The sequence below is a fragment of the Enterobacter sp. MF024 genome, from assembly GCF_005843915.1.
GTDB classification, from domain to species: domain Bacteria; phylum Pseudomonadota; class Gammaproteobacteria; order Enterobacterales; family Enterobacteriaceae; genus Enterobacter; species Enterobacter barmai.
In genome coordinates this window covers 60,571-86,449 of record NZ_VCBB01000008.1, presented here as the reverse complement: position 1 = coordinate 86,449, position 25,879 = coordinate 60,571, and the positions used below count along the sequence as shown (strand labels likewise).

Here is a 25,879-nt window from a genome sequence, read left to right as displayed (position 1 = left end):
CGGCTTCTCCACGCAAAGGATTCGTCAGCATTCGGAATCCTCCGTGTACTGTTTGCCACTTTCGCAAACTCTACGGCCGTCAAATTGCTCATTGCGTGGCAATCTGGCGCAAAATACTATTTACTGACAAAAAACTGGCGAGTAAGTTCGCCTAAATTTACCCCGCAGTGCTGCAATCAAAAGAACAAGGCCATGGCTCAGGAAATCGAATTAAAGTTTATCGTTGAAAATGACAGCGTTGACGCGCTGAAAAACCATCTGCACCAGCTGACAGGTGAACATCACGAGCCGGTGCAACTGCTCAACATCTATTACGAAACCCAGGACCTGTGGCTGCGTCGCCATGATATGGGGCTGCGCATTCGCGGTGTTGATGGTCGCTACGAGATGACCATGAAAATCGCCGGTCGCGTGGTCGGCGGCCTGCATCAGCGCCCGGAATACAATATTGAAATTGACCAGCCTGCGCTGGATCTGGCGCGCTTCCCGGCGGAAGTGTGGCCGGAAGGCCAGTTGCCTGAAGGGCTGCAGGAGAGCGCCAGCCCGCTGTTCAGCACCGATTTCTGGCGCGAAAAGTGGCTGGTGAACGAAGGGAAAAGCCGCATCGAAATCGCCCTCGACCGGGGCGAGGTGAAAGCGGGTGAGTTCCAGGAACCCATCTGCGAGCTGGAGCTTGAGCTGCTGGAAGGCCACGCCGATGACGTGCTGAAGCTGGCGCGCAAGCTGGTGACCCAGAGCGGTCTGCGTCAGGGGAGCCTGAGCAAGGCGGCCCGTGGCTATCATCTGGCCCAGGGCAATGCGCCGCGCACCCTGAAACCGCTTGAGATTATGCGTGTCGCGCCTAAATCGTCCATCGAGCAGGGGTTTGAAGCCTCGCTGGAGCTGGCGCTGAGCCAGTGGCAGTACCACGAAGAGCTGTGGGTCCGCGGCGTGAAAGGGGCGAAAGCCGAGGTGCTGGCGGCGATGGCGCTGGTGCGCCACAGCCTGACGCTGTTCGGCGGTATTGTTCCACGTAAAGCGAGTGCTCACTTACGCGATCTGCTGACCCAGACCGAAACCCTGATGGCGTCGGATGTCTCTGCCGAGACGGCGGTCTACAGCCCGCAAACCGCTACCGCGAAACTGGCGCTGACCGAGTTTCTGGTGACCCGCGGCTGGCGTACCTTCCTGGATGCAAAAGCGCAGGCCAAAATTGCCGATAACTTCAAGCGTTTCGCCGATATCCAGCTCTCCCGCCACGCGGCGGAACTGAAAACCATTTTCGCCCATCCGCTGGGCGACCAGTATGGCGATCAGCTGATTCGTCTGGCGCGTAACGTCGACAGCATGCTGCTTCTGTCAGGGGCGTACGACGGCCCGGTGGCCCGCGCCTGGCTGGAAAACTGGCAGGGGCTGCTGTATGCCATCAAGACCCGCCAGCACATTGAAATTGAGCATTTCCGTAACGAAGCCATTTCGCAGGAGCCATTCTGGCTGCACAGCGGAAAACGTTAACGCAGGCAAGGAACCCCCATGATGCCGCTTTCTTCACCCTTACAGCAGCAGTGGCAGACGGTATGTGAGCGTCTGCCGGAAGCACTACCCGCCTCGTCATTAAGCGAGCAGGCCCGGCAGATGCTGGCGTTCAGCGACTTCGTGCAGGAGAGCGTCACCGCCCATCCTGACTGGCTGACTGAACTTGAGGCCGCGCCTCCCCAGGCGGATGAGTGGCAGCACTACGCCCGGTGGTTAGGCGACGCGCTGGCGGAGGTCAGCGATGAAGCCGCGCTGATGCGCGTGCTGCGCCACTTCCGCCGTCGGGTGATGGTGCGCATCGCCTGGGCGCAGGCGCTGATGCTGGTGAGTGAAGAGAGTACCCTGCAGCAGTTGAGCTGTCTGGCGGAGACCCTGATCGTCGCCGCGCGCGACTGGCTGTATAACGCCTGCTGCCTTGAGTGGGGCACGCCGTGCAGCGACGAAGGCACCCCGCAGCCGCTGCTGATTTTAGGGATGGGCAAGCTCGGCGGCGGCGAGCTCAATTTCTCGTCGGACATCGACCTGATCTTCGCCTGGCCGGAGAAGGGCACCACCCGCGGTGGACGCCGTGAGCTGGATAACGCCCAGTTCTTTACCCGTCTGGGTCAGCGGCTGATTAAGGCCCTGGATCAACCTACCCAGGATGGCTTTGTCTATCGCGTGGATATGCGCCTGCGTCCGTTCGGCGACAGCGGCCCACTGGTGCTGAGCTTTGCCGCGCTGGAAGACTATTACCAGGAGCAGGGGCGCGACTGGGAGCGCTACGCGATGGTTAAGGCGCGGATCATGGGCGATAACGACGGCGCCTATGCCTCTGAGCTGCGCGCCATGCTGCGCCCGTTCGTGTTCCGCCGCTACATTGACTTCAGCGTTATTCAGTCGCTGCGCAACATGAAAGGGATGATCGCCCGGGAAGTGCGGCGTCGCGGCCTGAAAGACAACATCAAGCTGGGGGCGGGCGGCATCCGCGAGATCGAGTTTATCGTCCAGGTATTCCAGCTGATCCGCGGCGGACGCGAGCCGTCGCTGCAGTCCCGCTCGTTGCTGCCGACGCTTGAGGCTATCGCGCAGCTTAACCTGCTGGCGGAAGGCGACGCGCAAATCCTGCGTGACGCCTACCTCTTTTTGCGTCGGCTGGAGAACCTGCTGCAGAGCATTAACGACGAACAAACCCAGACCCTGCCGGGGGATGAACTCAATCGCGCCCGCCTCGCCTGGGGCATGCGCGTGGACGACTGGCAGGCGCTGACCGACGCGCTGGATGCGCATATGGCAGCGGTACGACGTATTTTTAACGACCTGATCGGCGACGATGAAAGCGAATCGCAGGATGATGAGCTGTCCGAGCACTGGCGCGAGCTGTGGCAGGATGCGCTGCAGGAAGATGACACTACCCCGGTGCTGGCGCATTTAAGTGACGACGACCGTCATCGGGTGGTGGCGCTGATTGCCGATTTCCGCCTTGAGCTGAACAAGCGCGCCATTGGCCCGCGCGGGCGGCAGGTGCTCGACCACCTGATGCCGCACCTGCTCAGCGACGTCTGCTCCCGCGCCGATGCCCCGGTGCCGCTGTCGCGCCTGACTCCGCTGCTCAGCGGGATCATCACCCGTACCACCTATCTGGAGCTGCTGAGCGAGTTCCCTGGCGCGCTTAAGCACCTGATTTCGCTCTGTGCCGCCTCGCCGATGGTGGCGACCAAGCTGGCGCGCTATCCGCTGCTGCTGGATGAGCTGCTCGATCCCAACACCCTCTATCAGCCGACGGCGACCGACGCCTACCGGGACGAGCTGCGTCAGTATCTGCTGCGCGTGCCGGAAGAGGACGAAGAGCAACAGCTGGAGGCGCTGCGCCAGTTTAAGCAGGCGCAGCTGCTGCGCGTGGCCGCTGCCGATATCGCCGGAACGCTGCCGGTAATGAAAGTGAGCGATCACTTAACCTGGCTGGCGGAAGCCATTATCGATGCCGTGGTCCATCAGGCATGGGTGCAGATGGTGGCGCGTTACGGCCAGCCGAAACACCTTGCCGATCGGGAAGGGCGCGGCTTTGCGGTGGTGGGATACGGCAAGCTGGGCGGCTGGGAGCTGGGCTACAGCTCCGATCTGGATCTGATTTTCCTGCACGACTGCCCGGTGGATGTGATGACCGACGGCGAGCGTGAGATCGACGGGCGTCAGTTCTACCTGCGACTGGCCCAGCGCATCATGCACCTGTTCAGCACCCGTACCTCGTCGGGCATTCTGTATGAAGTGGATGCCCGCCTGCGTCCGTCCGGGGCGGCGGGCATGCTGGTGACATCCACCGAGTCTTTTGCCGAGTATCAGAAGAACGAGGCCTGGACGTGGGAACATCAGGCCCTGGTGCGCGCCCGGGTGGTATACGGCGATCCGCAGTTGAAAGCGCAGTTCGACGCCATTCGTCGTGACGTGCTCACCGCCACGCGGGAGGGTCAGACGCTGCAGACCGAGGTGCGCGAGATGCGCGAGAAAATGCGCGCCCATCTTGGGAACAAACACAAGGATCGCTTTGATATTAAAGCCGATGAGGGCGGTATCACCGATATTGAGTTTATTACCCAGTATCTGGTGCTGCGCGACGCCCACGCCAAACCGAAGCTGACCCGCTGGTCCGATAACGTGCGCATTCTGGAACTGCTGGCTCAGAACGACATTATGGACGAGCACGAGGCGCTGGCGCTGACCCGGGCTTACACCACGCTGCGCGATGAGCTGCACCATCTGGCGCTGCAGGAGCAGCCCGGTCATCTGCCGCTCGACTGCTTTAACGCCGAGCGAGAGCTGGTGCGCGCCTGCTGGCAGAAGTGGCTGGTGGAACCGTGCGTAACAAAACAAGTGTGATATTATCGCGCGCAAATTGTGAATCTTTCTGGAGTCAGGAATGAAAGTAACACTGCCAGAGTTTGAACGTGCTGGAGTTATGGTTGTTGGCGATGTCATGCTGGATCGCTACTGGTATGGGCCAACCAGCCGCATTTCCCCGGAAGCGCCGGTCCCGGTGGTGAAGGTGGATACCATTGAAGAGCGTCCTGGCGGCGCGGCAAACGTGGCGATGAACATTGCGTCTCTCGGCGCGCATTCCCGTCTGGTGGGCTTAACCGGCATCGATGACGCCGCACGGGCGCTGAGCAAGACGCTGGCGGATGTGAACGTCAAATGTGATTTCGTTTCTGTTCCGACGCACCCGACCATCACCAAGCTGCGCGTGCTGTCGCGCAACCAGCAGCTGATCCGCCTCGATTTTGAAGAGGGCTTTGAAGGCGTGGATCCTGAGCCGCTGCACGAGCGCATCAACCAGGCGCTGGGCAACATCGGCGCGCTGGTGCTCTCTGACTACGCGAAAGGGGCGCTGGCCAGCGTTCAGCAGATGATCAAACTGGCGCGCGCTGCCGGTGTGCCGGTGCTGATCGACCCGAAAGGCACCGACTTCGAACGCTATCGCGGGGCGACGCTGCTGACGCCTAACCTCTCTGAATTTGAAGCGGTGGCGGGTAAATGCAAAACCGAGGATGAGATTGTCGAGCGCGGCATGAAGATCATCGCCGATTTTGACTTCTCCGCCCTGCTGGTGACCCGTTCCGAGCAGGGGATGACCCTGCTGCAGCCGGGCAAAGCGCCGCTGCATATGCCAACCCAGGCGCAGGAAGTGTATGACGTCACCGGTGCGGGCGATACGGTGATTGGCGTGCTGGCGGCCACCCTGGCGGCGGGCAACACCCTGGAAGAGGCCTGCTATTTTGCTAACGCCGCTGCAGGCGTTGTGGTGGGCAAATTGGGTACCTCTACCGTTTCGCCAATCGAGCTGGAAAACGCGGTGCGCGGTCGTGCCGATACCGGTTTTGGCGTGATGAGCGAAGACGAGCTGAAAGTGGCCGTTGCCGCCGCGCGTAAGCGTGGTGAAAAAGTGGTGATGACCAACGGCGTGTTCGACATTCTGCACGCGGGCCACGTCTCTTATCTGGCGAACGCACGCAAGCTGGGCGATCGCCTGATTGTGGCGGTGAACAGCGATGCGTCTACCAAACGTTTGAAGGGCGAAACCCGTCCGGTTAACCCGCTTGAGCAGCGGATGATCGTGCTGGGCGCGCTGGAAGCGGTGGACTGGGTCGTCTCGTTCGAAGAAGACACCCCACAGCGTCTGATTGCCGGGATCCTGCCGGATCTGCTGGTTAAGGGCGGTGACTACAAGCCTGAACAAATCGCGGGCAGTGAAGAGGTGTGGGCTAACGGCGGGGAAGTGATGGTGCTCAACTTTGAGGACGGATGTTCAACCACCAACATCATCAAGAAGATCCAGAAAGACAGCAAGTAGCCGTTACAGATCGTGCGGGCTGATGCCCGCACCCCAACATAAGCTTGTAGGCCCGGTAAGCGAAGCGCCACCGGGCGTTACAGGCTTAAGCCTGATCGTCCACCGGTGGGATCGCCGGGGCCGGTTTTACTTCATCAACAACATTGCGGTTTTCCAGCTCGGTCAGGCGCTGCTCCAGCAGGGCAATCTTCTCGCGGGTGCGCAACAGCACCTGCGTCTGCACGTCAAATTCTTCACGGCTGACCAGATCCAGACGCATCAGCTGCGCCTGCAGCACCTGGCGGATCTTTTTCTCAACATCATCACCAAACTCACGCACGCCTTTTGGCATGGATTCATGGACCTGGCGGGCAAGTTGTTCAATTTTTTTTGGGTCGATCATCATAGTTCCCTTGAAGAAAAGGTGTTTAGAACCATTGTAGCGCGTTACGGGGATCCTTAAACCAGAATTGTGTGAAGCATATGCGTTGCTGAACATAATCATTAGCGTTATAGTTATCCCGCTTATTCTCAGGGCGGGGCGAAATTCCCCACCGGCGGTAAATCAACACCATGTTGAAAGCCCGCGAGCGCTTTGGGTGCAAACTCAAAGGTCAGCAGATCCGGTGTAATTCCGGGGCCGACGGTTAAAGTCCGGATGGGAGAGAGTAACGAACCAGCCGGGCGAGGCCCGCTCACGTTATTTTTTTGCCGTACTACGGCGCTCCTAAGACTGCCCTGATTCTGGTAACCATAATTTTAATGAGGTTTTTTTACCATGAATCAGACGCTCCTTTCCTCTTTCGGTACCTCTACTGACCGTGTTGAGCATGCGCTTGCTGCGCTTCGCGAAGGCCGCGGCGTGATGGTGCTTGACGATGAAGATCGTGAAAACGAAGGCGATATGATTTTCGCCGCCGAAACCATGACCGTTGAACAGATGGCGCTGACCATCCGTCACGGCAGCGGTATTGTTTGCCTGTGTATCACCGAAGATCGCCGTAAACAGCTGGATCTGCCTATGATGGTAGAGAACAACACCAGCGCTTACGGTACCGGTTTTACCGTCACCATCGAAGCCGCCAGCGGCGTGACCACTGGCGTCTCTGCCGCTGACCGCGTTACCACCGTGCGTGCAGCCATTGCCGATGGGGCAAAACCTTCTGACCTGAATCGCCCAGGCCATGTCTTCCCGCTGCGCGCGCAGCCGGGCGGCGTCCTGACTCGCGGCGGTCACACCGAAGCGACTATCGATCTGGTGACGCTGGCAGGCTTCAAACCCGCCGGTGTGCTGTGTGAACTGACCAATGATGATGGCTCTATGGCTCGTGCGCCGGAGTGCATCGACTTTGCGGTTAAACACAAAATGGCTGTTGTGACTATCGAAGATCTGGTGGCGTATCGCCAGGCGAACGAGCGCAAAGCCAGCTGATAACGCAGCATAAAAAACGCCGGGTTAACCCGGCGTTTTTTTTATCCTATTCCTGCCGTCTGGAGCAGCACCAGACTGAGTCCCATCACCGACATTCCGCACAGCACGCCGTAGCTGGGGTTATTATTCGGGTCGATCTCTTTGGCGAGCGGCATCAGCTCATCTACCGACAGCGCCACCATAATGCCCGCCACTGCCGCCATAATGGCTGCCATCACAATCGGCGAGATCAGGCTGCCGAGAATAAGCCAGGCCAGCACGCCGCCTGCGATCTCCGCCATCCCGGAAATACCTGCCCAGAACACCGCTTTACGCTTTGACCCGGTGGCCGCATAGACCGGTCCGGCAACCGCCAGCCCTTCAGGGATATTGTGCAACGCCACCGCCAGGGCAATGCCAAAGCCTAACTCCAGATTGTTGCTGGCGGTCACGTAAGTGGCAACGCCTTCGGGGAAGTTATGCAGGCTGATACCCAGGGTCAGCAGCAGCGCGGTACGACGCAGATTGCGCGGCAGCGGCTGAGTTCCTTTTTGCATCAGATCCTGCGGGTGCGCATGGGGTAACATTCTGTCCAGCGCAAAATAGCCCAGCAGGCCAAAGACAAACATCCCGTAGCCAAGCACCGGCGACATACCTTCGGTGCCAAGGGCGGCGGGTAGCATCTCCATCAGGGAGATAAGCAGCATAATCCCGGCGGCGAAGCCGAGGGAAAATGCCAGCACGCGGTTTGAGGGCTTCTGGCCCAGCACGCCGAGCATGGCGCCGATAAAGGTGGCGGCGCCTGCAAGAATAGTCAGAATCAGGGGAACTGACATTCACCTCTCCTTATGATAATGATTCTCATTCATATTAAAGGCTAAACACGCGTAAAGCGAGCGGGTCCAGGCGCCTTTACAGATCCCTTACATTCAAATTTCCTGATGATCTTCATCATGGTTATCTGAGTTCATCTTATCCTGATAACAGGTAAGGTAAAGCTATCAAATCGACATCTTGTGTAAGGATATCATCATGACATCTTCTCGTATGCCAGCGCTGTTTTTGGGCCACGGTAGCCCCATGAACGTGCTGGAGGATAACGTCTATACTCGCGCCTGGCGTCATCTGGGTGAGACGTTGCCACGTCCGAAAGCTATCGTGGTGATTTCTGCACACTGGTTTACCCGTGGCACCGGCGTCACCGCGATGGAAGCGCCGAAAACGATTCATGATTTTGGTGGTTTTCCGCAGGCGCTGTACGACACGCACTACCCGGCACCGGGTTCGCCGGCCCTGGCGCAGCGGCTGGTGGAGCTGCTGGCACCTGTCCCGGTCGCTCTGGATAAAGAGGCGTGGGGTTTTGACCATGGCTCCTGGGGCGTGCTGATAAAAATGTATCCCGATGCCGATATCCCGATGGTGCAGCTGAGTATCGACAGCACCAAACCCGCGGCCTGGCACCTGGAGACAGGCAAGAAGCTTGCGGCGCTGCGTGACGAGGGCATCATGCTGGTGGCCAGCGGCAACGTGGTGCATAACCTGCGCACCGCCCGCTGGCATGGTGAAAACACGCCATATCCGTGGGCGACATCGTTCAACGATTACGTAAAAGAAAACCTGACCTGGCATGGGCCAGCAGAGGAACATCCGCTGGTGAACTATCTCGCGCACGACGGCGGTTCGCTCTCCAACCCGACGGCGGAACATTTCCTGCCGCTGCTCTATATCTTAGGCGCGTGGGATGGTCAGGAACCGATTACGACTCCGGTGGACGGCATCGAGATGGGCAGTTTGAGTATGTTGTCGGTGCAGGTGGGGTAATCAATAAATGCCGGGTGGCGGCTTCGCCTTACCCGGCCTACGGGTTCGCATGGTTTTGTAGGCCGGGTAAGCGTAGCGCCACCCGGCAAATCAACTACTCCACAAAAATATGCGGATAGAAGCGCGACAGATCCTGGGTGATCAGCGCGCGATCTTCGCGAATGCCAATCCCGGCGGGCTGGTCGTTGATCAGCCAGCTGCCGATCAGCATGTAACTGTCGCCATACTTAGGTAGCTGACAGAACTGCTGGACGATCATCCCTTCTTCGCCATACGGACCTTCTACCGCTTCCACGGTGTTACCGTTTTCGATAATCGATACGTTAGCCCCTTCGCGGGAGAAAATCGGCTTTTTGACATACTTATCCATCTGCGGATAGTCATCTTCCGCGAAGTAGGCAGGCAGCAGATTCGGATGATCCGGGAACATCTCCCACAGCATTGGCAGCAGGGCTTTGTTGGAGATGATGCTCTTCCAGGCCGGCTCCAGCCAGCGCACGCCAGCGTCTTCCAGCTTGGTCGAGAACATTTCGCGCAGCATGTATTCCCACGGATAGAGCTTGAAGAGGTTGCTGATCACCTGATCCTGCAGGTCGGTAAACTGGCCTTTTTCACCGAGCCCGATATCTTCCATGAAGAGGAATTCGCTGGCAACGTCAGCCTCGGCGGCGCAGTCCTGCAGGTATTGTACCGTACCGCGATCTTCAACCGTGTCACGACAGCAGGCAAAGTGCAGCAGATTGAAGCCGTGCTGCTCGCGCAGTTCAGCGAAGCGCTCAATCAGCTTCTCCTGCAGGCTGTTGAACTGGTCGCTGCCCTCCGGCAGGTTGCCTGCGTTCTGCTGATCTTCCAGCCAGATCCACTGGAAAAAAGCCGCCTCATACAGGGAGGTCGGCGTATCGGCGTTGTTCTCAAGCAGCTTCGGCTCGCCGGTACCATCCCACGCCAGATCGAGGCGGGAATAGAGCGACGGCTGGTTGGTTGTCCACGACTGACGCACAAAGCCCCAGGTGTGTTTCGGAATGCGGAATTTGGTCAGCAGCTCATCGCTGGCAATCACCTTCTCCACCACCTTCAGGCACATCTGGTGCAGCTCTGCCGTGACCTCCTCCAGTTTTTCAACCTGGGCGAGGGTCAGCTTGTAGTAGGCATCTTCACACCAGTACGGCTCGCCGTACATGGTGTGGAAGTTGAAACCGTATTCGGTGGCTTTTTCGCGCCAGTCCGGGCGCTCAACAATACTGACTCGTTCCATTATCAGCCGCCCATGGAGCGTGTTGAAGTGCCGGCCGCGCTGCGCTGCATGGTGCTCTGTTTAGCAACAGACTCACCAAAGCCGCCGCGGGTGACGGTGCTGGTGGTAGCCGGTTTTGGCGCCATGGCGGTTTTCGGAACGGTCATGGTGCGGCCTGGCTGGGCTGCGCCGTAACCTTTACCGCTGGCATCGGTGTACTGGCCGTATGCCGGGCTGGCCGGGTTTTTCGAACTGAACAACGGCTGCTGCTGGTAGCCTGCGCCGCCGCTCATCAGACGGCCCATCATGTAACCGGCCATTAATGGCATCCAGAAGCTACCGCTGGATTGTGCCTGGGCCTGGTTTTCAGGTGCCGTGCCCGCCTGAGCCGGAGCCGGTGCCTGCTGGCACTGACCTTCGCCAAATTCCGCCACGCAGTCTTCACGGCTGGCGTATTTCGGCGCGGTACGTTCCGCTTCCTTCAGGGCGTTGTTGTATGAAGCGGTACACTCCGCGCTTTTACCGGTGGCTGCAGCACAGTCATCGGCATTCTGATAGAGGGATACCGTTTCGTCGGTTTTCTCACAGCCTGCCAGCATAAACACAGCGCCCAGCGCCAGGGCGACAGGAGTGAGGTGACGAGCGCTCCAGCTTTTGCGGAACGTCGCGTGATTAATGGATTTTGTCCGTTTCATGATTGTCTTCCAGGACCCAGTGGTAAAACACAGAAAATAAGGCTCAGAATAGAGGATGAGTGGTGGAAATTGAAGCGATGGGGGCGAATCTGGGGGATCTTTACGTTGGCTTACGTTTTTTTGTCGGACAGCGCGATACTACCCGGCCAGGAGAGCCCCGGCCGGGTATAATCATCAGTTAGCGTTGGTGCTTGCAGCGGCTGCGGTTAAGCCATCAGCAGAGGCAACCTGCTGTGGATTTTCCGGAGCCACGACTTCTGGGGTAGTGGAGATGGGTTTACCCAGAGAGCCGTTCAGCGCCAGAAGATCCTGCTCGTTCAACGTACCCAGCGCCTGCTTGATGTTGAGCTGGTTAATCAGGTAGTTGTAACGGGCGTTGGAGAGCTGTTGTTTGGCGTTGTACAGCGTAGTGGTCGCATCCAGCACGTCAACGATGGTACGGGTACCTACCGCGTAGCCAGCTTCAGAAGCATCCAGTGAGCTCTGGGCAGAAACCACGGCCTGTTTGTAGGCGTTGATGCTGCTGACAGAGGCGTTCACGTTGTTGAAGGAGGAACGCACGGTCTGCACCACGCTGCGGTGCGCGCTTTCAAGCTGCTCGCTGGCACCCACAAAGTTGTACTGCGCCTGTTTGACCTGAGAATTAACCTGGCCGCCCTGATAGATTGGCAGGGAGAAGTTCAGGCCGATTTTATTCTGGCCGACATCGCTGTCGTTGTACTGGGCACCGCTGGTTCTGGAACCGCTGTAGCTGGTATTAGACACGCTGGTAGACGCGCTCAGGCTCAGGGTTGGCAGATGACCATCCTGTGCCAGGCGGATCTGCTCGCGGGCCAGATCCTGGCTCAATCGCGCCTGCAGCAGGCTGAGGTTACGGTTTTCAGCTTCTTTCAGCAGGGCATTCACCGCCTGCGGCTTTTCGGCTTTGAAGCGATCAACGTTCAGCGAGGCCAGCTGTGGATAGTAGTTGCCGGTGACCTGACGCAGCTGTTCTACGGCGTTATCCAGATCGTTACGCGCCGTCACTTCGTTCGCCAGTACGCTATCGTACTGTGAACGGGCGTTCTGCACGTCGGTGATCGCTACCAGTCCCACGTTGAAACGCTGGGTGGTCTGATCTAACTGGCGGTAGATGGCTTGTTTCTGCGCTTCAATATAGGAGAGCGTGTCGATTGAGCTCAGTACTTTGAAGTAGGCGGTTGCGGTATTGAGGATCAGCGTTTGCTGGTCGGTCTGATAAGTGACATCCTGAATACCGGCCGATTTTTCCTGCAGGCTCAGGTTACGCCATCTGGACATATCAAACAGCGTCTGGGTTAACTGGAGTGAACCGCTGGTTACGTTAGAATCGACGCCATTAGCATCACGGTAACCGTTGTTATAGCTATAATCTGCACCTAAACCCAGCTGTGGTAATAATGGGCTGCGTGCTTCATTAATCTTTTCAAATGCAGCATCACGATCGGCGGCGGACTTACGCAGTTCCGGGTTGCTCAGACGTGCCTGCTTATAAACCTGCATCAGGTCCTCTGCCTGACTCAACGCGCTGAAGCCCGTCAGGCTCAGGCCGATGAGGATGGGGAGCAATTTCTTCATTTGCTTTCCTTGTTGTGAAGCTCTTTGTTAGCGCTGATCTAATTAAAAAATATCTACCGATTCTAGCAGACTTCGCCACTGCAAAAGGTTGGCGTTCCGTGCCATGCGGCGGTAACTTGCACCAATTTACCATACTGAGTTAGAAACCGCAGTTAAGCAAAATTGAATTTCACGTTAACGTCACCATTTATAACAGGATGCAAACATGCATAAACCAGAAAAGATGCCAGTGACTTTCACAAAAAACGATGTAGAAATTATTGCACGAGAAACGCTCTACAGCGGATTTTTTTCACTGGAATTGTACCGTTTTCGCCACCGTCTGTTTAACGGCGAAATGAGTGGCGAAGTGAAGCGCGAAATTTTTGAGCGCGGGCATGCCGCAGTCTTGCTACCCTTTGACCCAGTGCGGGACGAAGTGGTACTGATAGAGCAGATTCGCATTGCCGCGCTGGATACCAGCGAAAGCCCGTGGCTGCTGGAGATGGTGGCCGGGATGGTTGAAGCGGGCGAGACGCCGGATGACGTCGCGCGTCGTGAGGCGATGGAAGAGGCCGGGCTGATTGTCGGGCGCACAAAACCGATTTCGAATTATCTGGCAAGCCCCGGTGGCACCAGCGAGCGTTTATCGGTTCTGGTAGGGGAAGTGGACGCCACGACCGCACAAGGTATTCACGGTCTGGTTGATGAAAACGAAGATATTCGTGTTCATGTGGTAAGCCGGGAGCAGGCTTATCAATGGGTAGAAGAGGGGAAAATCGACAACGCGGCTTCTGTCATCGCTTTGCAATGGCTCCAGCTGCATTATCAGGACTTACGAAACGAGTGGAAAAAATGAAGCGTTATACACCTGACTTCCCTGAAATGATGCGCCTGTGCGAAACCAATTTCGCCCAGCTGCGCCGATTGCTGCCGCGTAACGACGCGCCCGGCGAAACAGTGAGCTATCAGGTGAGCAACGCGCAGTATCGGTTAACGATTACAGAATCAACCCGTTACACTACGCTGGTGGAAATTGAACAAACGGCGCCTTCCATCAGCTACTGGAGCCTGCCGTCGATGACGGTGCGGCTGTATCACGACGCGATGGTCGCTGAAGTGTGTTCAAGTCAGCAGATCTTCCGCTTCAAAGCGCGATATGATTACCCAAATAAAAAGTTGCATCAACGTGACGAAAAGCATCAAATTAATCAGTTTTTGGCCGACTGGCTACGATACTGTTTAGCACATGGAGCGATGGCGATTCCGGTTTGTTAGCGTCGTGAAACCTACCTAAGGACACCATTTGGAAAGCCTGTTGAACCTGACTGTTGCTGGTGGGGCGCCAGTCAGGGTATTACAAATTACCGATACTCACCTGTTTGCCAATAAGCATGAGACCCTGTTAGGTGTGAACACCTGGGAGAGTTATCAGGCTGTTCTGGAAGCCATTCATGCCCAGAAGCGCGAATGCGATCTGATAGTCGCAACGGGCGATTTGGCGCAGGACCAAACCGCCGCGGCTTATCAGCATTTTGCTGAAGGTATCGCGAGCTTTAACGCGCCCTGCGTCTGGCTACCCGGAAATCACGATTTTCAACCTGCGATGTACAGCGCGCTTCAGGATTCAGGCATTTCGCCAGCCAAAAGGGTTTACACCGGTGACAACTGGCAAATTCTGCTGCTCGACAGCCAGGTCTTCGGCGTACCGCACGGCGAGCTGAGCGATTTTCAGCTGGAGTGGCTCGAAGCGAAACTTGAGGCCGAGCCGGCGCGTCACACCCTGCTTTTACTGCATCATCATCCGCTGCCGGCAGGATGCAGCTGGCTCGATCAGCACAGCCTGCGCAACTCTGCCTCGCTGGATCAGGTGCTGGAAAAATTCCCCCGGGTGAAGCACTTACTCTGCGGCCATATTCACCAGGAGCAGGATCTCGACTGGAACGGTCGCCGCCTGCTGGCTACGCCTTCTACCTGCGTGCAGTTTAAACCGCACTGCGCGAACTTCACGTTAGATACCATTGCGCCAGGCTGGCGCTGGCTGGAACTGCATGCCGACGGCTCGCTGACAACCGAAGTCTGCCGCCTGCAAGGCACCGAGTTCCGCCCGGATACCGCTTCAGAAGGATACTGATGTCTGCGCTCCTCTATCTGCACGGGTTCAACAGCTCCCCGCGTTCGGCAAAAGCGACGCTGTTTCGCCAATGGCTGGAAGTGCATCATCCCCACGTTGAGATGATCGTCCCGCAGCTGCCGCCGTACCCGGCAGACGCCGCCGAAATGCTGGAGGCCATCGTCATGGCGCACGGCGGCGAGTCCTTTGGCGTGGTAGGTTCCTCCCTCGGCGGCTACTATGCCACCTGGCTGTCCCAGTGCTTTATGGTCCCTGCTGTGGTGGTAAACCCGGCGGTGCGGCCTTTTGAGCTGCTGGTGGGCTATCTCGGCCACAACGAGAACCCCTACACCGGACAGCAATATGTGCTAGAGTCTCGCCATATTTACGACCTCAAAGTTATGCAGATTGATCCGCTGGAAGCGCCAGATCTCATCTGGCTGCTGCAACAGACGGGTGATGAAGTGCTGGATTATCGCCAGGCAGTGGCGTATTACGCCTCCTGCCGCCAGACTGTAGAAGAGGGCGGTAATCATGCCTTCACGGGCTTTGAGGATCATTTCACCCAGATTGTCGATTTCCTTGGTCTGCACAGCCTCTGACAATCGCTGCGAATTGCTAGTTTAAATCATGACGCAAACCTATAACGCTGATGCCATTGAGGTACTCACCGGGCTTGAGCCGGTTCGCCGCCGTCCGGGGATGTACACCGATACCACGCGCCCAAACCATCTGGGCCAGGAAGTTATTGATAACAGTGTTGACGAAGCGCTGGCAGGTCATGCCAAACGCGTTGACGTTATCCTGCATGCCGACCAGTCGCTGGAAGTGATCGACGACGGCCGCGGCATGCCTGTCGATATCCACCCGGAAGAGGGTGTGCCGGCCGTTGAGCTGATCCTCTGCCGCCTGCACGCGGGCGGTAAGTTCTCCAACAAAAATTACCAGTTCTCGGGTGGTCTGCACGGGGTAGGTATCTCCGTGGTCAACGCCCTGTCAAAACGGGTTGAAGTGACCGTTAAGCGCGACGGCCAGGTCTACAACATCGCCTTCGAGAACGGCGATAAAGTGCAGGATTTGAAGGTGATCGGTACCTGCGGCAAACGCAATACCGGCACCAGCGTCCACTTCTGGCCGGACGAGAGCTTCTTCGACAGCCCGCGCTTCTCCGTCTCACGCTTAACGCACATTCTGAAAGCGAAAGCGGTGCTCTGCCCTGGGGTGGAAATCACCTTCAAGGATGAGGTTAACAACAGCGAGCAGCGCTGGTGCTACCAGGACGGACTGAACGATTACCTGGGCGAAGCGGTTAACGGCCTGCCGACCCTGCCGGAAAAACCCTTTATCGGTAATTTTGCCGGTGATACGGAAGCGGTGGACTGGGCGCTGCTGTGGCTGCCGGAAGGCGGCGAGCTGCTGACCGAAAGCTACGTTAACCTGATCCCGACCATGCAGGGCGGAACGCACGTTAACGGCCTGCGCCAGGGCCTGCTGGACGCGATGCGTGAGTTCTGCGAATACCGCAATATTCTGCCGCGCGGCGTGAAGCTGTCGGCGGAAGATATCTGGGAGCGCTGCGCCTACGTCCTCTCCGTGAAGATGCAGGATCCGCAGTTTGCCGGGCAGACCAAAGAGCGCCTCTCCTCGCGCCAGTGCGCGGCGTTTGTCTCCGGCGTGGTAAAAGATGCCTTCAGCCTGTGGCTGAACCAGAACGTGCAGGCCGCAGAGATGCTGGCCGAAATGGCGATTTCCAGCGCCCAGCGCCGTCTGCGCGCCGCGAAGAAAGTGGTGCGTAAAAAGCTCACCAGCGGCCCTGCGCTGCCGGGCAAGCTGGCGGACTGTACCGCGCAGGATCTGAACCGCACCGAGCTGTTCCTCGTCGAAGGGGACTCCGCGGGCGGGTCGGCCAAGCAGGCGCGCGATCGTGAATATCAGGCGATCATGCCGCTGAAGGGTAAGATCCTGAATACCTGGGAAGTCTCTTCCGATGAGGTGCTGGCGTCCCAGGAGGTGCATGACATCTCCGTGGCGATCGGTATCGATCCGGACAGCGAGGATCTGAGCCAGCTGCGTTACGGCAAGATCTGTATCCTTGCGGATGCGGACTCCGATGGTCTGCACATCGCCACTCTGCTGTGCGCGCTGTTCGTGAAGCACTTCCGCACGCTGGTGAAAAACGGCCATGTGTATGTGGCGCTGCCGCCGTTGTACCGTATCGATCTCGGTAAAGAGGTCTATTACGCCCTGACGGAAGAAGAGAAAGCGGGCGTACTGGAGCAGCTCAAGCGCAAGAAGGGCAAACCTAACGTGCAGCGCTTTAAAGGGCTGGGCGAGATGAACCCGCTGCAGCTGCGCGAAACCACGCTCGATCCGAATACCCGCCGTCTGGTGCAGCTTACCATCAGCGATGAAGACGAGCAGCAGACCAACGCGATGATGGATATGCTGCTGGCCAAGAAGCGCTCGGAAGACCGCCGCAACTGGCTGCAGGAGAAGGGCGACCTGGCGGATATCGAGGGCTGATATTTACACTCCTGCTGCGCAAACAAAAAAAAGCCGGCATTAAGCCGGCTCTGGAAAATCCAGTAAATAACCAGAGGGTAGTGGTTAAAGTGCAGTGGTAGCTGAAATCGGTCCGGTTGTTCGTCGCTTATTTAATCAGGGCAAAAAGATCGTTCAGGGACTCACTCATGGTGGGATGAGTAAAGATCTGATCGCGCAGCACGGTATACGGCAGCCCGGCATCCATCGCCGTTTTGACGATATTGACCATTTCATGTGAATCAGGGCAGAGCAGTGAGACCCCTAAAATTCGCTGGCTGTCCGCATCTACCACCGCTTTGAGCACACCACGGGTATCATCGATGACTCTTGCACGCGGGATAGCCGCAACGGGCAGGGTGGCAACCTTGATGTTTAACCCGCTGGCGCGCGCCTGCTCCTCCGTCATACCCACCCGTGAAAGCGGGGGCGTCATAAACACCGAGTAAGGCACGTTCTGGCGATCGTCCGTTGTGCGTTTCCCTTCACCCAGCAAGCTATCGCGCACGATGCGAAAGTCATCGAGGGAAATATAGGTAAACTGCAAACCTCCGGTGACATCCCCCATCGCCCAGATATTATCGGCAGAGGTACGCAGGTATTTATTGACGATGATGCCTCCGCGGCTATCGACATCCACACCCGCATTCTGCAACTGCAGCTGTTCCGTGGCCGGTTTGCGCCCGGAAGCGACCAGCAATGCGTCAACGTCATCAACCCCCTCTGGCGTATGGATGAGTACGCGACCCTCCCGGGAAGAAAGCGCCTGCACCCGGGCATTGAGGATAATGCGGACGCCTTCATCACGCAGCAGGGCTGCTATGGCATCGGCGACATCACGATCTTCGCGCGGCAGGAACAGGGGAGCCGCTTCGTAGATGGTCACTTTGCTGCCAAAGTTGGCAAAAATCGACGCGAATTCCACTCCGATGTATCCCCCACCGAGAATGCCGAGGTGCTCTGGCTGGGTGGTCAAATTGAGCAGTCCGGTGCTGTCATACACGCCGGGCGTGGTGGTGATCCCGTCGATATCCGGGACGACAGATTGCGCGCCAGTATTAATGAATATCTTGTCACCCTTAAGTTCAATCACCCCGTCATCCTGATACACGCGAACGCTGGTGTTATCGATAAACTCAGCCCGCCCATCAATGATGTCAACGTTCTCTGACTGCGCCAGATTGACGTAATTTTTCTCACGTAAAAATTCCACCACAGAGGATTTACGTTCCATTGCTGCGGCAAAGCCGTGTTTCTGGTGCGCACCATGAACCAGGGTCTTGGTTGGGATACAGCCGATATTGATGCAGGTTCCGCCGTACATTGAACTGGACTGTTCAACGATCGCCACTTTCCACCCCTCTTTTGCCAGGGTTGCTGCCAGAGTTTTCCCCGCCTTGCCAAATCCGATAATGATTGCCTGATACTGTTCCACAGCGTCTCTCCACGTGTCTGGATGAATATTTGATGTGAGAAGTATACCGACGAGGGTTAAAAAGCCGCTTCTCCGTAACGCTGGCAATACTGTTCAATCGTCTTTTAATTGACTCTTACTGTATAATTCTAACCTTAATTTCCTGTTCAGGAGTCCTACATGGATGCGCTAAGCCGTTTGCTGATCCTTAATGCAGCCGAAGGGAATATCGATAAAAACTGCCATCTGAGCCACGACTGGCAACTGCCCCATGCCGCAGGCGATCTTGCGGTCATTCGCTGGCATACGGTTACCGAGGGCGGTGCCGAGGTGGAGCTTCCTTCTGGTGAGATTTACACCCTGCGCCCGGGAAGGGTGGTGATCCTGCCGCAGAATTCCGCCCATCGTTTGAGCCAGAAAGGGGAGGCGCTGACCTTTATCGTCTGCGGCAGTTTGCAGCTCCAGCCTTCGGCGCGTTATTTCCTGACGGCACTGCCAGAAGCCTTGTGGCTGGCGCCGGATGCTGACAGCACCACGTTTCGCTGGTTGCAGGCGGCAATCGCCCTGATGCAGCAGGAGTCCAGCGCGGATCGGCCCGGCTCGAACCTGCTGTGCAGCCAGCAGGGGGCGGCGCTGTTTGCGCTCGCGGTGCGTGACTGGCTGACCCACAACGCCTCGTCCGAGAAAAACGTGCTGAATCTGCTGCTGCATCCCCGGCTTGGCACGGTGATCTTCCAGATGCTGGAACAGCCCTCCCACCCCTGGACCGTTGAAGCGCTGGCAGGTCGGGTACATATGTCACGCGCCAGCTTTGCCCAGCTTTTTCGCGAGGTGTCTGATTCAACCCCCCTGGCGGTGCTGACAACCCTGCGGATGCAGATTGCTGCCCAGGCCCTGTCACGCGATTCGCGGTCAATCCTGCTGATTGCCGAGTCGGTGGGCTATGCCAGTGAATCGTCTTTTCATAAGGCCTTCACCCGGGCGTTCGGTTGCACCCCTGGGGAATACCGAAAACGGGTTCAGGCCCTGGGACAACCCGGTTAACCACCGGTGCGGCGGAATCTGCGCAGCCACATCAGTTTATAGGCCGCCGGGATGATAAACAGCGACAGCAGCGGAGCGGTAATCATCCCGCCAATCATCGGGGCGGCAATCCGACTCATGACCTCTGAGCCGGCCCCGGTGCCCCATAAAATGGGCAGTAACCCGGCAATGATCACCGCTACCGTCATCGCCTTAGGCCGCACGCGCAGAACCGCACCCTGATACAGCGCCGCATCCAGTTTTTCGGCGCTGAAGGTGCGCGGATTGTCCAGGGAAGGATCCGCCTCAATGGCATGGCGCAGATACATCAGCATCACCACGCCAAACTCTGCGGCGACCCCGGCCAGCGCAATAAACCCGGTACCGGTGGCAACCGACAGATGAAACCCCATCCAGTAGAGGAACCAGATCCCCCCCACCAGCGCAAAAGGCACGCTGGTGATAATCAGCAAGGCTTCGCCAACGCGGCGGAAGGCCAGATACAGCAGTATAAAGATGATCATCAGCGTCATGGATACCATCAGTTTCAGCTTCTGGCTGGCGCGCTCCATATACTCAAACTGACCGGAGAAGGTCACGCTGGTGCCCGGCGTGAGCTGCACGTTTTCGGCGATCGCTTTTTTGAGATCGTTCACGACCGACAGCATGTCGCGATCGCGGGAATCGATATAGATCCAGCCTGTGGGCCGGGCATTTTCACTTTTCAGCATCGACGGCCCGGATGTCACCTTCACCTCGGCGACATCCGCCAGCGTAATTTGCTGTTTCATCGGGGTCAGGATCGGCAGCTGGCGCAGTTGCTCCAGGCTGTCGCGATAACGTTGCGGATAGCGGATGTTAATCGGATAGCGCTCGATGCCTTCCACCGTTTCGCCGACCATCGCCCCGCCAACCGCAGAGGTGATAAACAGCTGCACGTCAGCGGGGGTCATGCCGTAACGAGCGGCTTTCTCACGCTGAATATCGACGTTCAGGTAACGCCCGCCGACCAGCCGTTCGGCCAGGGCAGACGTCACGCCGGGTACCGTTCTGGCGACCACTTCGATCTGTTCCGACAGGGCGTCGATATCCGCCAGCACCGTGCCTGACACTTTGATGCCAATCGGGCTTTTTATCCCGGTCGAGAGCATATCAATGCGGTTACGGATGGGCGGTACCCAGAGGTTCGCCAGTCCTGGCAGACGTACGGTCTTATCCAGTTCAGCGATGATTTTGTCCATCGTCATCCCCGGTCGCCACTGATCTTCAGGTTTCAGCTGGATGGTGGTTTCCACCATCTCCAGCGGCGCGGAGTCGGTCGCCGTTTCGGCTTTCCCGGTCTTGCCGAAGACGCGGGCCACTTCCGGCACGGTCATGATCAGTTTGTCGGTAATTTGCAGCATTTGAGCCGCCTGCGCGGCCGATATGCCCGGCAGGGTGGAGGGCATATACAGCAGATCGCCCTCATTGATTTGCGGCAGAAACTCACCCCCCACTTTACTGAGCGGCCAGATAATCGTCAGGATCGACAGCATCGCCACCAGCAGGGTCGCTTTCGGCCAGTGCAGCACCTTCAGCAGCAGCGGGTGGTACAGGCGGATCAGCACGCGGTTCAAGGGATTACGGTTTTCTGCCGGGATTTTACCCCGGATCCAGAAGCCCATCAGGACCGGGATCACCATAATAGCCAGCAGCGCGGCCCCGGCCATCGACCAGGTTTTGGTAAAGGCCAGGGGGCCGAACAGACGACCTTCCTGGCCTTCGAGGGTAAAGATGGGAATAAATGACAGGGTGATGATCAGCAGGCTGATAAACAGCGCCGGACCCACCTCTACCGAGGCGTTGGTGATCACCTGCCAGCGCGTGGCGTTGGACATTTTCTGCCCTGGATGCTGGTGGTCCCACTCCTCAAGGCGCTTATGGGCATTTTCAATCATCACGATGGCGGCATCGACCATTGCGCCGACGGCGATAGCAATCCCGCCCAGCGACATGATATTGGCGTTAAGCCCCTGAAAATGCATGATGATAAAGGCAAAGCACAGGCCCAGCGGCAGTGAAATAATCGCCACCAGCGCCGAACGTAAATGCCAGAGAAACAGGGCGCAGACCAGCGCAACCACCACGAACTCTTCCAGTAACTTATGGCTCAGGTTGTCAATCGCCCGGTCAATCAGCTGGCTGCGATCGTAGGTGGTCACGATCTCCACCCCGTCTGGCAGGCTCTTTCTGAGGCTGTCCAGTTTCGCTTTTACCGCTGAAATGACCGCCCGGGCGTTTTTACCGGAACGCAGGATCACCACGCCGCCGGCGACTTCGCCTTCGCCGTTGAGGTCGGCAATGCCGCGGCGCATCTCGGGGCCAATCTGGACCCGCGCGACGTCACGCAGATAGACCGGCACACCCTCGGCACCGGCTTTTAAGACGATGCTGTTGAAGTCATCAATGCTTTGCAGATAGCCGCTGGCCCGCACCATATATTCCGCTTCGGAAAGCTCAACCGAGGAGCCGCCTGCTTCCTGATTCGAGGCATTCAGTGCCGATTTAACCTCTGCCAGGCTGATGCCGAACTGGGTCAGTTTCTGCGGATCGACCAGGATCTGATACTCTTTGACCACGCCGCCCACCGACGCCACTTCCGCCACGTCAGGGATCGTTTTCAGCTCATACTTCAGGAACCAGTCCTGTAATGAACGCAGCTCGGCGAGATCGTGTTTGCCGCTGCGATCGACCAGCGCATACTCAAAGATCCAGCCCACGCCGGTGGCGTCCGGGCCTATTTCGGCACTGACCCCTGCGGGCAGTTTACCCTGCACCTGATTGAGGTACTCCAGTACACGGGAACGCGCCCAGTACTGATCGGTGCCGTCCTCAAAAATGACGTACACGTAGGAATCACCAAACTGTGAAAAGCCGCGCACCGTTTTCGCCCCCGGCACCGAGAGCATGGTGGTGCTCAGCGGGTAGGTGACCTGGTTTTCCACCAGCTGTGGCGCCTGTCCGGGATACTGTGTTTTGACAATCACCTGAACATCGGACAGGTCCGGCAGGGCATCAACCGGGGTGTGAATAATGGTCCAGGCACCCCAGATACTGAGAAATAACGCCCCCATCACGACCAGGAAACGGTTGGCTACCGAACGGCGAATAATCCATTCAATCATTGTTCATGTCCTTGTGCTGACGTGTCGGCCGCGCGCATCCTGTCGAGGGCACCGGCGATATTGGCCTCGGAGTCGATCAGGAACAGGCCGCTGGACACGACTTTTTCCCCTTCAGCAATCCCGCTGCGGATCGCCGTCACCCCCTGCGACTCATGGAACACCTGGACCCGCTTCGGTACAAAGCGCCCGTCGGCATTAACGGTGATCACCCGCTGCTCGTCACCGTTGTCGATTAGCGCCTTAGACGGGATCAACAGCATGGGCTGACTTTTGCTGTTCAGCTTCAGCCAGGCATTCATGCCCGGTTTCAACGACTCATCGGGGTTATCCACCAGCAGCCGCAGTTGCAACGTCCGGGTGGTGGCATCAACGCTTGGCAGCAGCGACCATTTCCTGATGGCGAAGGATTTATCCGGCCAGGCCAGAACCGAAATCGCCAGCTGTGACGCATCGGTGATCATCCATGCGATGGATTCCGGTACCGCAGCGCTGATCCACACGGGATCCATTCCCTGGATTTTGGCGACAATATTGTCTTTGGCGATGTTCATCCCGGCGCGCAGGTCAAAGGCAGTAATGACGCCATCAATCGGCGCTTTCAGGGTAAACCGGGTCTGGATTTTACGGCTTGTTTTCAGGCGACGAATATCCTCATCAGGCATACCCGCCAGCCGCAGGCGCTCAAGAATGCCTTCGGTCTGGGTACCGGTTCCGCCGGTGTCACGCAGCAGTAAATATTCACTTTGCGCTTCAACCCACTCCGGGATGGTCAGCTCCACCAGCGGCGCGCCTTTTTGCACTTTATCCCCGACGGTGAGGGGGTACACTTTCTCGATAAAACCGGCCGACCGCGCCTGGATAATCGCAATCTGGTAATCGTTGTAGCTGACGTTTGCCGGGTAAGTCTGGCGATATTCCAGCGACCCGCGGCGAACGGGCTCTGTCTTGACGCCGAGATTCTGGGTCTGAGTGGGATCGATGCGGATACCCGGCGCAGCGGCGGCGTCCGCATCGCCATCGGCGTATTTTGGTACCAGATCCATATCCATAAACGGCGATTTGCCGGGCTTGTCGAAACGGGTATTTGGATACATCGGGTCATACCAGAACAGCACTTTCCGCGAGGCGTGTTCTGCATCATGAGGAACATCAGCCGTTGAATGTGCTGCTGAAAAATAAGAGGACACACCCGCTGAAAGTATCCCGCCGAGTATTACGCCGCTGACCAGAAGCGCGGTGTTTTTAGGGGTAAAAAACGTCATATTATTGCCCATGCACGTTCCATTGATGATGTACGCCACGATTAATCCTGGCGGCGAATATCCTGCAACAGTGAGATATTGCCCTGCTGGATAAACGTAAATTCGACCTGGTCACCCGCTGTTATGCCCTGGATTTGCGATGCCTGGGTGAAGGTAAAACGCATCGTCATCGCTGGCCAGCTCAGCGCGGCGACGGGGCCATGGGCAATGGTGATTTTTTTCGCGTCCGGATCGATGAGTTTGACTTCACCCGTGGCCTGCACGATCTGCTCTTGCTGTGCAGCCGGAGCCGCCGCATGCATTGTGCTCATCTCACTGGCTGTCGCGCTAAAGGCGACAGCAGAAAAAAGGCTGAACAGAACGGCTTTAGAGACGATATTCATGATTACTATTCCTGTCGTTAGATGATGTCGTTATTCAATCCAGCCGCCACCGAGGGCGGTGAATAAGGTAATTTCGTTGACCTGACGGGCGTAATTAAGGTCGAGTAAGGTCTGTCGGGTGGCAAACAGGGAGCGTTCGGCATCCAGCACTTCGATATAGCTGACCGCGCCATGCTGATAGAGGGTCTGAGCGCGCTGCAGGGTAATCTGCAGCGAGGCCAGATAACGCTTCTGGGCTGCGAGTTGATCCGCCAGGCTCTGGCGCAGCGCCAGGGTGTCGGCAACCTCTTTAAAGGCGGACTCTACTTTTTGCTCGTAATTCACTACCGACTGTTGCTGGCGAATTTCCGCTAAATCCAGGCTGGATTGATTACGCCCGGCGTTAAAAATAGGCAGCTCGATTTTGGGTATAAAATTCCACATCCCGTTTGAAAACAGGCTTGAGAGATCGGTACTGCTGTCGGATAACGAGCCGGTCAGGGTGATGGAGGGGAAAAAGGCCGCGCGGGCAGCGCCAATATTCGCATTAGCAGCCAGCAGACCATGTTCGGCCTGCATAATATCGGGACGTTGCAACAGGATCTGCGAAGAGAGCGATGGCGGTAACGTCACGCTATTGATATCCACCTCGCTCACCGCGGTATCATCCGGCAGGGTGTTATAGGTGCCCAGCAGCAGCTGTAATGCATTATTCGCCTGCGCCAGTTCTCCTTTGCGTTTCGCAATATCGCTGCGGGTACTTTCAATAACCCCGCGCGCTTGCTCCAGCGCCAGCACGTTGCTGCTGCCGGTCGCCAGCTGTTTCTCTATAAAAGCATATGACTGCCTGTAATTGGCTAACGTCTCCTGAGCAACCTGTAATTGCGCATACGCCAGTCGCTGCCTGAAATAACCTTGTGACACATTTGCGATGAGGAGAATATGGACCGCACGGCGTGCTTCTTCGCTGGCAAAATAGTTCTGCCGTTCGGCTTCACTCAGATTTTTTAAACGGCCAAAGAAATCGAGATCGTAATTGAGATCCAGCCCGGCCTGATATTGCTGCCGGGTGCCGCTATCGTCCGCAAGTTTACCGCTCCAGGTTTTACTCGCGGTCGCGTTGAGCTGCGGATAGCGGTCGGCATCCGTCACGCCATATTGCGCTCTGGCTTCCTGCACCTTCAGCGCCGCCATTCGCAGGTCGCGGTTATTCAGCAGGGCTTCACCGATCAACTTTTTCACCTGCGGATCGCCAAAGAACCTCCGCCAGCCCGTATCCTGATAATTCGCAGGCGTCGACACCAGCTGATTCTGGCTAAGGGAAAATTGCTGTGGAACCGGGGAATCAGGGCGTGAATAATTCGGTGCCAGGGAAATACAGCCCGTCAGAACAAATATCCCGCTGAGCGTCAGTAATTTTAAATTGTGCATAGTTTTTATGGC

The 25,879-nt window shown here is 57.4% G+C and carries 21 protein-coding genes and 1 riboswitch; of the genes, 11 read left to right on the top strand and 10 right to left on the bottom strand.

Features of this window, described 5'->3' with window-relative positions; genetic code table 11:
- Window positions 1-192 precede the first annotated feature (192 nt).
- Genes FFB58_RS14180 through hldE form a run of 3 tightly spaced genes read left to right on the top strand, consistent with a single transcriptional unit; the run spans window position 193 to window position 5,842 of the window.
- A complete protein-coding gene (locus FFB58_RS14180) occupies window positions 193-1,494 on the top strand; it encodes an inorganic triphosphatase (protein WP_138370243.1) in 1,302 nt (433 codons plus the stop codon).
- A gap of 18 nt (window positions 1,495-1,512) precedes the next feature.
- On the top strand, window positions 1,513-4,371 hold the full coding sequence (gene glnE, locus FFB58_RS14175; protein WP_138370242.1) for a bifunctional [glutamate--ammonia ligase]-adenylyl-L-tyrosine phosphorylase/[glutamate--ammonia-ligase] adenylyltransferase: 2,859 nt from the start codon (window positions 1,513-1,515) through the stop codon (window positions 4,369-4,371).
- A 40-nt stretch (window positions 4,372-4,411) separates the two neighbouring features.
- Window positions 4,412-5,842: a bifunctional D-glycero-beta-D-manno-heptose-7-phosphate kinase/D-glycero-beta-D-manno-heptose 1-phosphate adenylyltransferase HldE gene (gene hldE, locus FFB58_RS14170; protein ID WP_138370241.1), complete on the top strand. Its 1,431-nt coding sequence runs from the start codon at window positions 4,412-4,414 to the stop codon at window positions 5,840-5,842.
- Between the two features lie 85 nt (window positions 5,843-5,927).
- On the opposite strand, the gene FFB58_RS14165 is transcribed toward hldE, so the two are convergent.
- Complete coding sequence (locus tag FFB58_RS14165) at window positions 5,928-6,224, bottom strand: accessory factor UbiK family protein (protein ID WP_138370240.1); 297 nt, start codon at window positions 6,222-6,224, stop codon at window positions 5,928-5,930.
- A 120-nt stretch (window positions 6,225-6,344) separates the two neighbouring features.
- Window positions 6,345-6,495, top strand: a riboswitch (FMN riboswitch).
- 104 nt (window positions 6,496-6,599) lie between these two features.
- Here FFB58_RS14165 and ribB point away from each other — a divergent pair.
- Window positions 6,600-7,253 carry a 3,4-dihydroxy-2-butanone-4-phosphate synthase gene (gene ribB, locus FFB58_RS14160; protein WP_138370239.1) on the top strand — a complete coding sequence of 218 codons (654 nt, stop codon included), beginning with the start codon at window positions 6,600-6,602 and terminating at the stop codon, window positions 7,251-7,253.
- Between the two features lie 41 nt (window positions 7,254-7,294).
- Here ribB and zupT read toward each other — a convergent pair whose 3' ends face one another.
- Window positions 7,295-8,068, bottom strand: a complete 774-nt coding sequence (zupT, locus tag FFB58_RS14155; protein ID WP_039031764.1) for a zinc transporter ZupT — start codon at window positions 8,066-8,068, stop codon at window positions 7,295-7,297.
- A 196-nt stretch (window positions 8,069-8,264) separates the two neighbouring features.
- On the opposite strand from zupT, the gene ygiD reads away from it, so the two are divergent.
- Window positions 8,265-9,053, top strand: coding sequence for a 4,5-DOPA dioxygenase extradiol (gene ygiD, locus FFB58_RS14150; protein ID WP_138370238.1), 789 nt, complete (start codon window positions 8,265-8,267; stop codon window positions 9,051-9,053).
- Window positions 9,054-9,147: 94 nt separating this feature from the next.
- On the opposite strand, the gene FFB58_RS14145 is transcribed toward ygiD, so the two are convergent.
- The 3 genes from FFB58_RS14145 to tolC form a co-directional block, all read right to left on the bottom strand.
- Complete coding sequence (locus tag FFB58_RS14145) at window positions 9,148-10,308, bottom strand: glutathionylspermidine synthase family protein (protein WP_138370237.1); 1,161 nt, start codon at window positions 10,306-10,308, stop codon at window positions 9,148-9,150.
- A 2-nt stretch (window positions 10,309-10,310) separates the two neighbouring features.
- On the bottom strand, window positions 10,311-10,982 hold the full coding sequence (locus FFB58_RS14140; RefSeq protein ID WP_138370236.1) for a DUF1190 family protein: 672 nt from the start codon (window positions 10,980-10,982) through the stop codon (window positions 10,311-10,313).
- 174 nt (window positions 10,983-11,156) lie between these two features.
- On the bottom strand, window positions 11,157-12,578 hold the full coding sequence (tolC, locus tag FFB58_RS14135) for an outer membrane channel protein TolC (protein WP_039031768.1): 1,422 nt from the start codon (window positions 12,576-12,578) through the stop codon (window positions 11,157-11,159).
- A gap of 205 nt (window positions 12,579-12,783) precedes the next feature.
- Between tolC and nudF the strand changes: the two genes are divergently transcribed.
- From nudF to parE, 5 genes are read left to right on the top strand one after another with little or no spacing between them, the layout of a single operon-like run.
- A complete protein-coding gene (gene nudF / locus FFB58_RS14130) occupies window positions 12,784-13,416 on the top strand; it encodes an ADP-ribose diphosphatase (protein ID WP_039031769.1) in 633 nt (210 codons plus the stop codon).
- On the top strand, window positions 13,413-13,835 hold the full coding sequence (locus tag FFB58_RS14125; RefSeq protein ID WP_003862516.1) for a DUF1249 family protein: 423 nt from the start codon (window positions 13,413-13,415) through the stop codon (window positions 13,833-13,835). The genes nudF and FFB58_RS14125 overlap by 4 nt, the downstream gene beginning before the upstream one ends.
- A gap of 28 nt (window positions 13,836-13,863) precedes the next feature.
- Window positions 13,864-14,691 (top strand): 3',5'-cyclic-AMP phosphodiesterase, encoded by an 828-nt coding sequence (gene cpdA, locus FFB58_RS14120; RefSeq protein WP_039031770.1) that lies wholly within the window; start codon window positions 13,864-13,866, stop codon window positions 14,689-14,691.
- Window positions 14,691-15,272, top strand: a complete 582-nt coding sequence (gene yqiA, locus FFB58_RS14115; protein ID WP_039031771.1) for an esterase YqiA — start codon at window positions 14,691-14,693, stop codon at window positions 15,270-15,272. The genes cpdA and yqiA overlap by 1 nt, the downstream gene beginning before the upstream one ends.
- A 28-nt stretch (window positions 15,273-15,300) precedes the next feature.
- The gene (gene parE / locus FFB58_RS14110; protein WP_039031772.1) at window positions 15,301-17,193 is read left to right on the top strand and encodes a DNA topoisomerase IV subunit B; all 1,893 of its coding nucleotides are present in this window, start codon (window positions 15,301-15,303) and stop codon (window positions 17,191-17,193) included.
- Window positions 17,194-17,320: 127 nt separating this feature from the next.
- On the opposite strand, the gene rclA is transcribed toward parE, so the two are convergent.
- Complete coding sequence (gene rclA, locus FFB58_RS14105; RefSeq protein ID WP_138370235.1) at window positions 17,321-18,646, bottom strand: reactive chlorine resistance oxidoreductase RclA; 1,326 nt, start codon at window positions 18,644-18,646, stop codon at window positions 17,321-17,323.
- A gap of 159 nt (window positions 18,647-18,805) precedes the next feature.
- Here rclA and rclR point away from each other — a divergent pair, with 159 nt between their 5' ends.
- Window positions 18,806-19,669: a reactive chlorine-specific transcriptional regulator RclR gene (gene rclR / locus FFB58_RS14100; RefSeq protein WP_039031774.1), complete on the top strand. Its 864-nt coding sequence runs from the start codon at window positions 18,806-18,808 to the stop codon at window positions 19,667-19,669.
- Here the strand turns inward: rclR and FFB58_RS14095 are convergent.
- Genes FFB58_RS14095 through FFB58_RS14080 form a run of 4 tightly spaced genes read right to left on the bottom strand, consistent with a single transcriptional unit; the run spans window position 19,666 to window position 25,867 of the window.
- Window positions 19,666-22,812, bottom strand: coding sequence for a CusA/CzcA family heavy metal efflux RND transporter (locus tag FFB58_RS14095; RefSeq protein WP_138370234.1), 3,147 nt, complete (start codon window positions 22,810-22,812; stop codon window positions 19,666-19,668). The genes rclR and FFB58_RS14095 overlap by 4 nt on opposite strands.
- Window positions 22,809-24,074 carry an efflux RND transporter periplasmic adaptor subunit gene (locus tag FFB58_RS14090; RefSeq protein ID WP_138370233.1) on the bottom strand — a complete coding sequence of 422 codons (1,266 nt, stop codon included), beginning with the start codon at window positions 24,072-24,074 and terminating at the stop codon, window positions 22,809-22,811. Before FFB58_RS14090 ends, FFB58_RS14095 begins: the two co-directional genes overlap by 4 nt.
- Before the next feature lie 41 nt (window positions 24,075-24,115).
- Window positions 24,116-24,457: a copper-binding protein gene (locus tag FFB58_RS14085; protein ID WP_138370232.1), complete on the bottom strand. Its 342-nt coding sequence runs from the start codon at window positions 24,455-24,457 to the stop codon at window positions 24,116-24,118.
- Between the two features lie 30 nt (window positions 24,458-24,487).
- Window positions 24,488-25,867, bottom strand: a complete 1,380-nt coding sequence (locus FFB58_RS14080; RefSeq protein ID WP_138370231.1) for a Cu(I)/Ag(I) efflux RND transporter outer membrane protein — start codon at window positions 25,865-25,867, stop codon at window positions 24,488-24,490.
- Window positions 25,868-25,879 lie beyond the last annotated feature (12 nt).

Excerpts from the sequence above, each read along its gene's own strand:
- FFB58_RS14180 (WP_138370243.1), top strand. The coding sequence starts at position 193 with ATGGCTCAGGAAATCGAATTAAAGTTTATCGTTGAAAATGACAGCGTT.
- glnE (WP_138370242.1), top strand. The coding sequence starts at position 1,513 with ATGATGCCGCTTTCTTCACCCTTACAGCAGCAGTGGCAGACGGTATGT.
- hldE (WP_138370241.1), top strand. The coding sequence starts at position 4,412 with ATGAAAGTAACACTGCCAGAGTTTGAACGTGCTGGAGTTATGGTTGTT.
- FFB58_RS14165 (WP_138370240.1), bottom strand. The coding sequence starts at position 6,224 with ATGATCGACCCAAAAAAAATTGAACAACTTGCCCGCCAGGTCCATGAA.
- ribB (WP_138370239.1), top strand. The coding sequence starts at position 6,600 with ATGAATCAGACGCTCCTTTCCTCTTTCGGTACCTCTACTGACCGTGTT.
- zupT (WP_039031764.1), bottom strand. The coding sequence starts at position 8,068 with ATGTCAGTTCCCCTGATTCTGACTATTCTTGCAGGCGCCGCCACCTTT.
- ygiD (WP_138370238.1), top strand. The coding sequence starts at position 8,265 with ATGACATCTTCTCGTATGCCAGCGCTGTTTTTGGGCCACGGTAGCCCC.
- FFB58_RS14145 (WP_138370237.1), bottom strand. The coding sequence starts at position 10,308 with ATGGAACGAGTCAGTATTGTTGAGCGCCCGGACTGGCGCGAAAAAGCC.
- FFB58_RS14140 (WP_138370236.1), bottom strand. The coding sequence starts at position 10,982 with ATGAAACGGACAAAATCCATTAATCACGCGACGTTCCGCAAAAGCTGG.
- tolC (WP_039031768.1), bottom strand. The coding sequence starts at position 12,578 with ATGAAGAAATTGCTCCCCATCCTCATCGGCCTGAGCCTGACGGGCTTC.
- nudF (WP_039031769.1), top strand. The coding sequence starts at position 12,784 with ATGCATAAACCAGAAAAGATGCCAGTGACTTTCACAAAAAACGATGTA.
- FFB58_RS14125 (WP_003862516.1), top strand. The coding sequence starts at position 13,413 with ATGAAGCGTTATACACCTGACTTCCCTGAAATGATGCGCCTGTGCGAA.
- yqiA (WP_039031771.1), top strand. The coding sequence starts at position 14,691 with ATGTCTGCGCTCCTCTATCTGCACGGGTTCAACAGCTCCCCGCGTTCG.
- parE (WP_039031772.1), top strand. The coding sequence starts at position 15,301 with ATGACGCAAACCTATAACGCTGATGCCATTGAGGTACTCACCGGGCTT.
- rclR (WP_039031774.1), top strand. The coding sequence starts at position 18,806 with ATGGATGCGCTAAGCCGTTTGCTGATCCTTAATGCAGCCGAAGGGAAT.
- FFB58_RS14095 (WP_138370234.1), bottom strand. The coding sequence starts at position 22,812 with ATGATTGAATGGATTATTCGCCGTTCGGTAGCCAACCGTTTCCTGGTC.
- FFB58_RS14090 (WP_138370233.1), bottom strand. The coding sequence starts at position 24,074 with ATGACGTTTTTTACCCCTAAAAACACCGCGCTTCTGGTCAGCGGCGTA.
- FFB58_RS14085 (WP_138370232.1), bottom strand. The coding sequence starts at position 24,457 with ATGAATATCGTCTCTAAAGCCGTTCTGTTCAGCCTTTTTTCTGCTGTC.
- FFB58_RS14080 (WP_138370231.1), bottom strand. The coding sequence starts at position 25,867 with ATGCACAATTTAAAATTACTGACGCTCAGCGGGATATTTGTTCTGACG.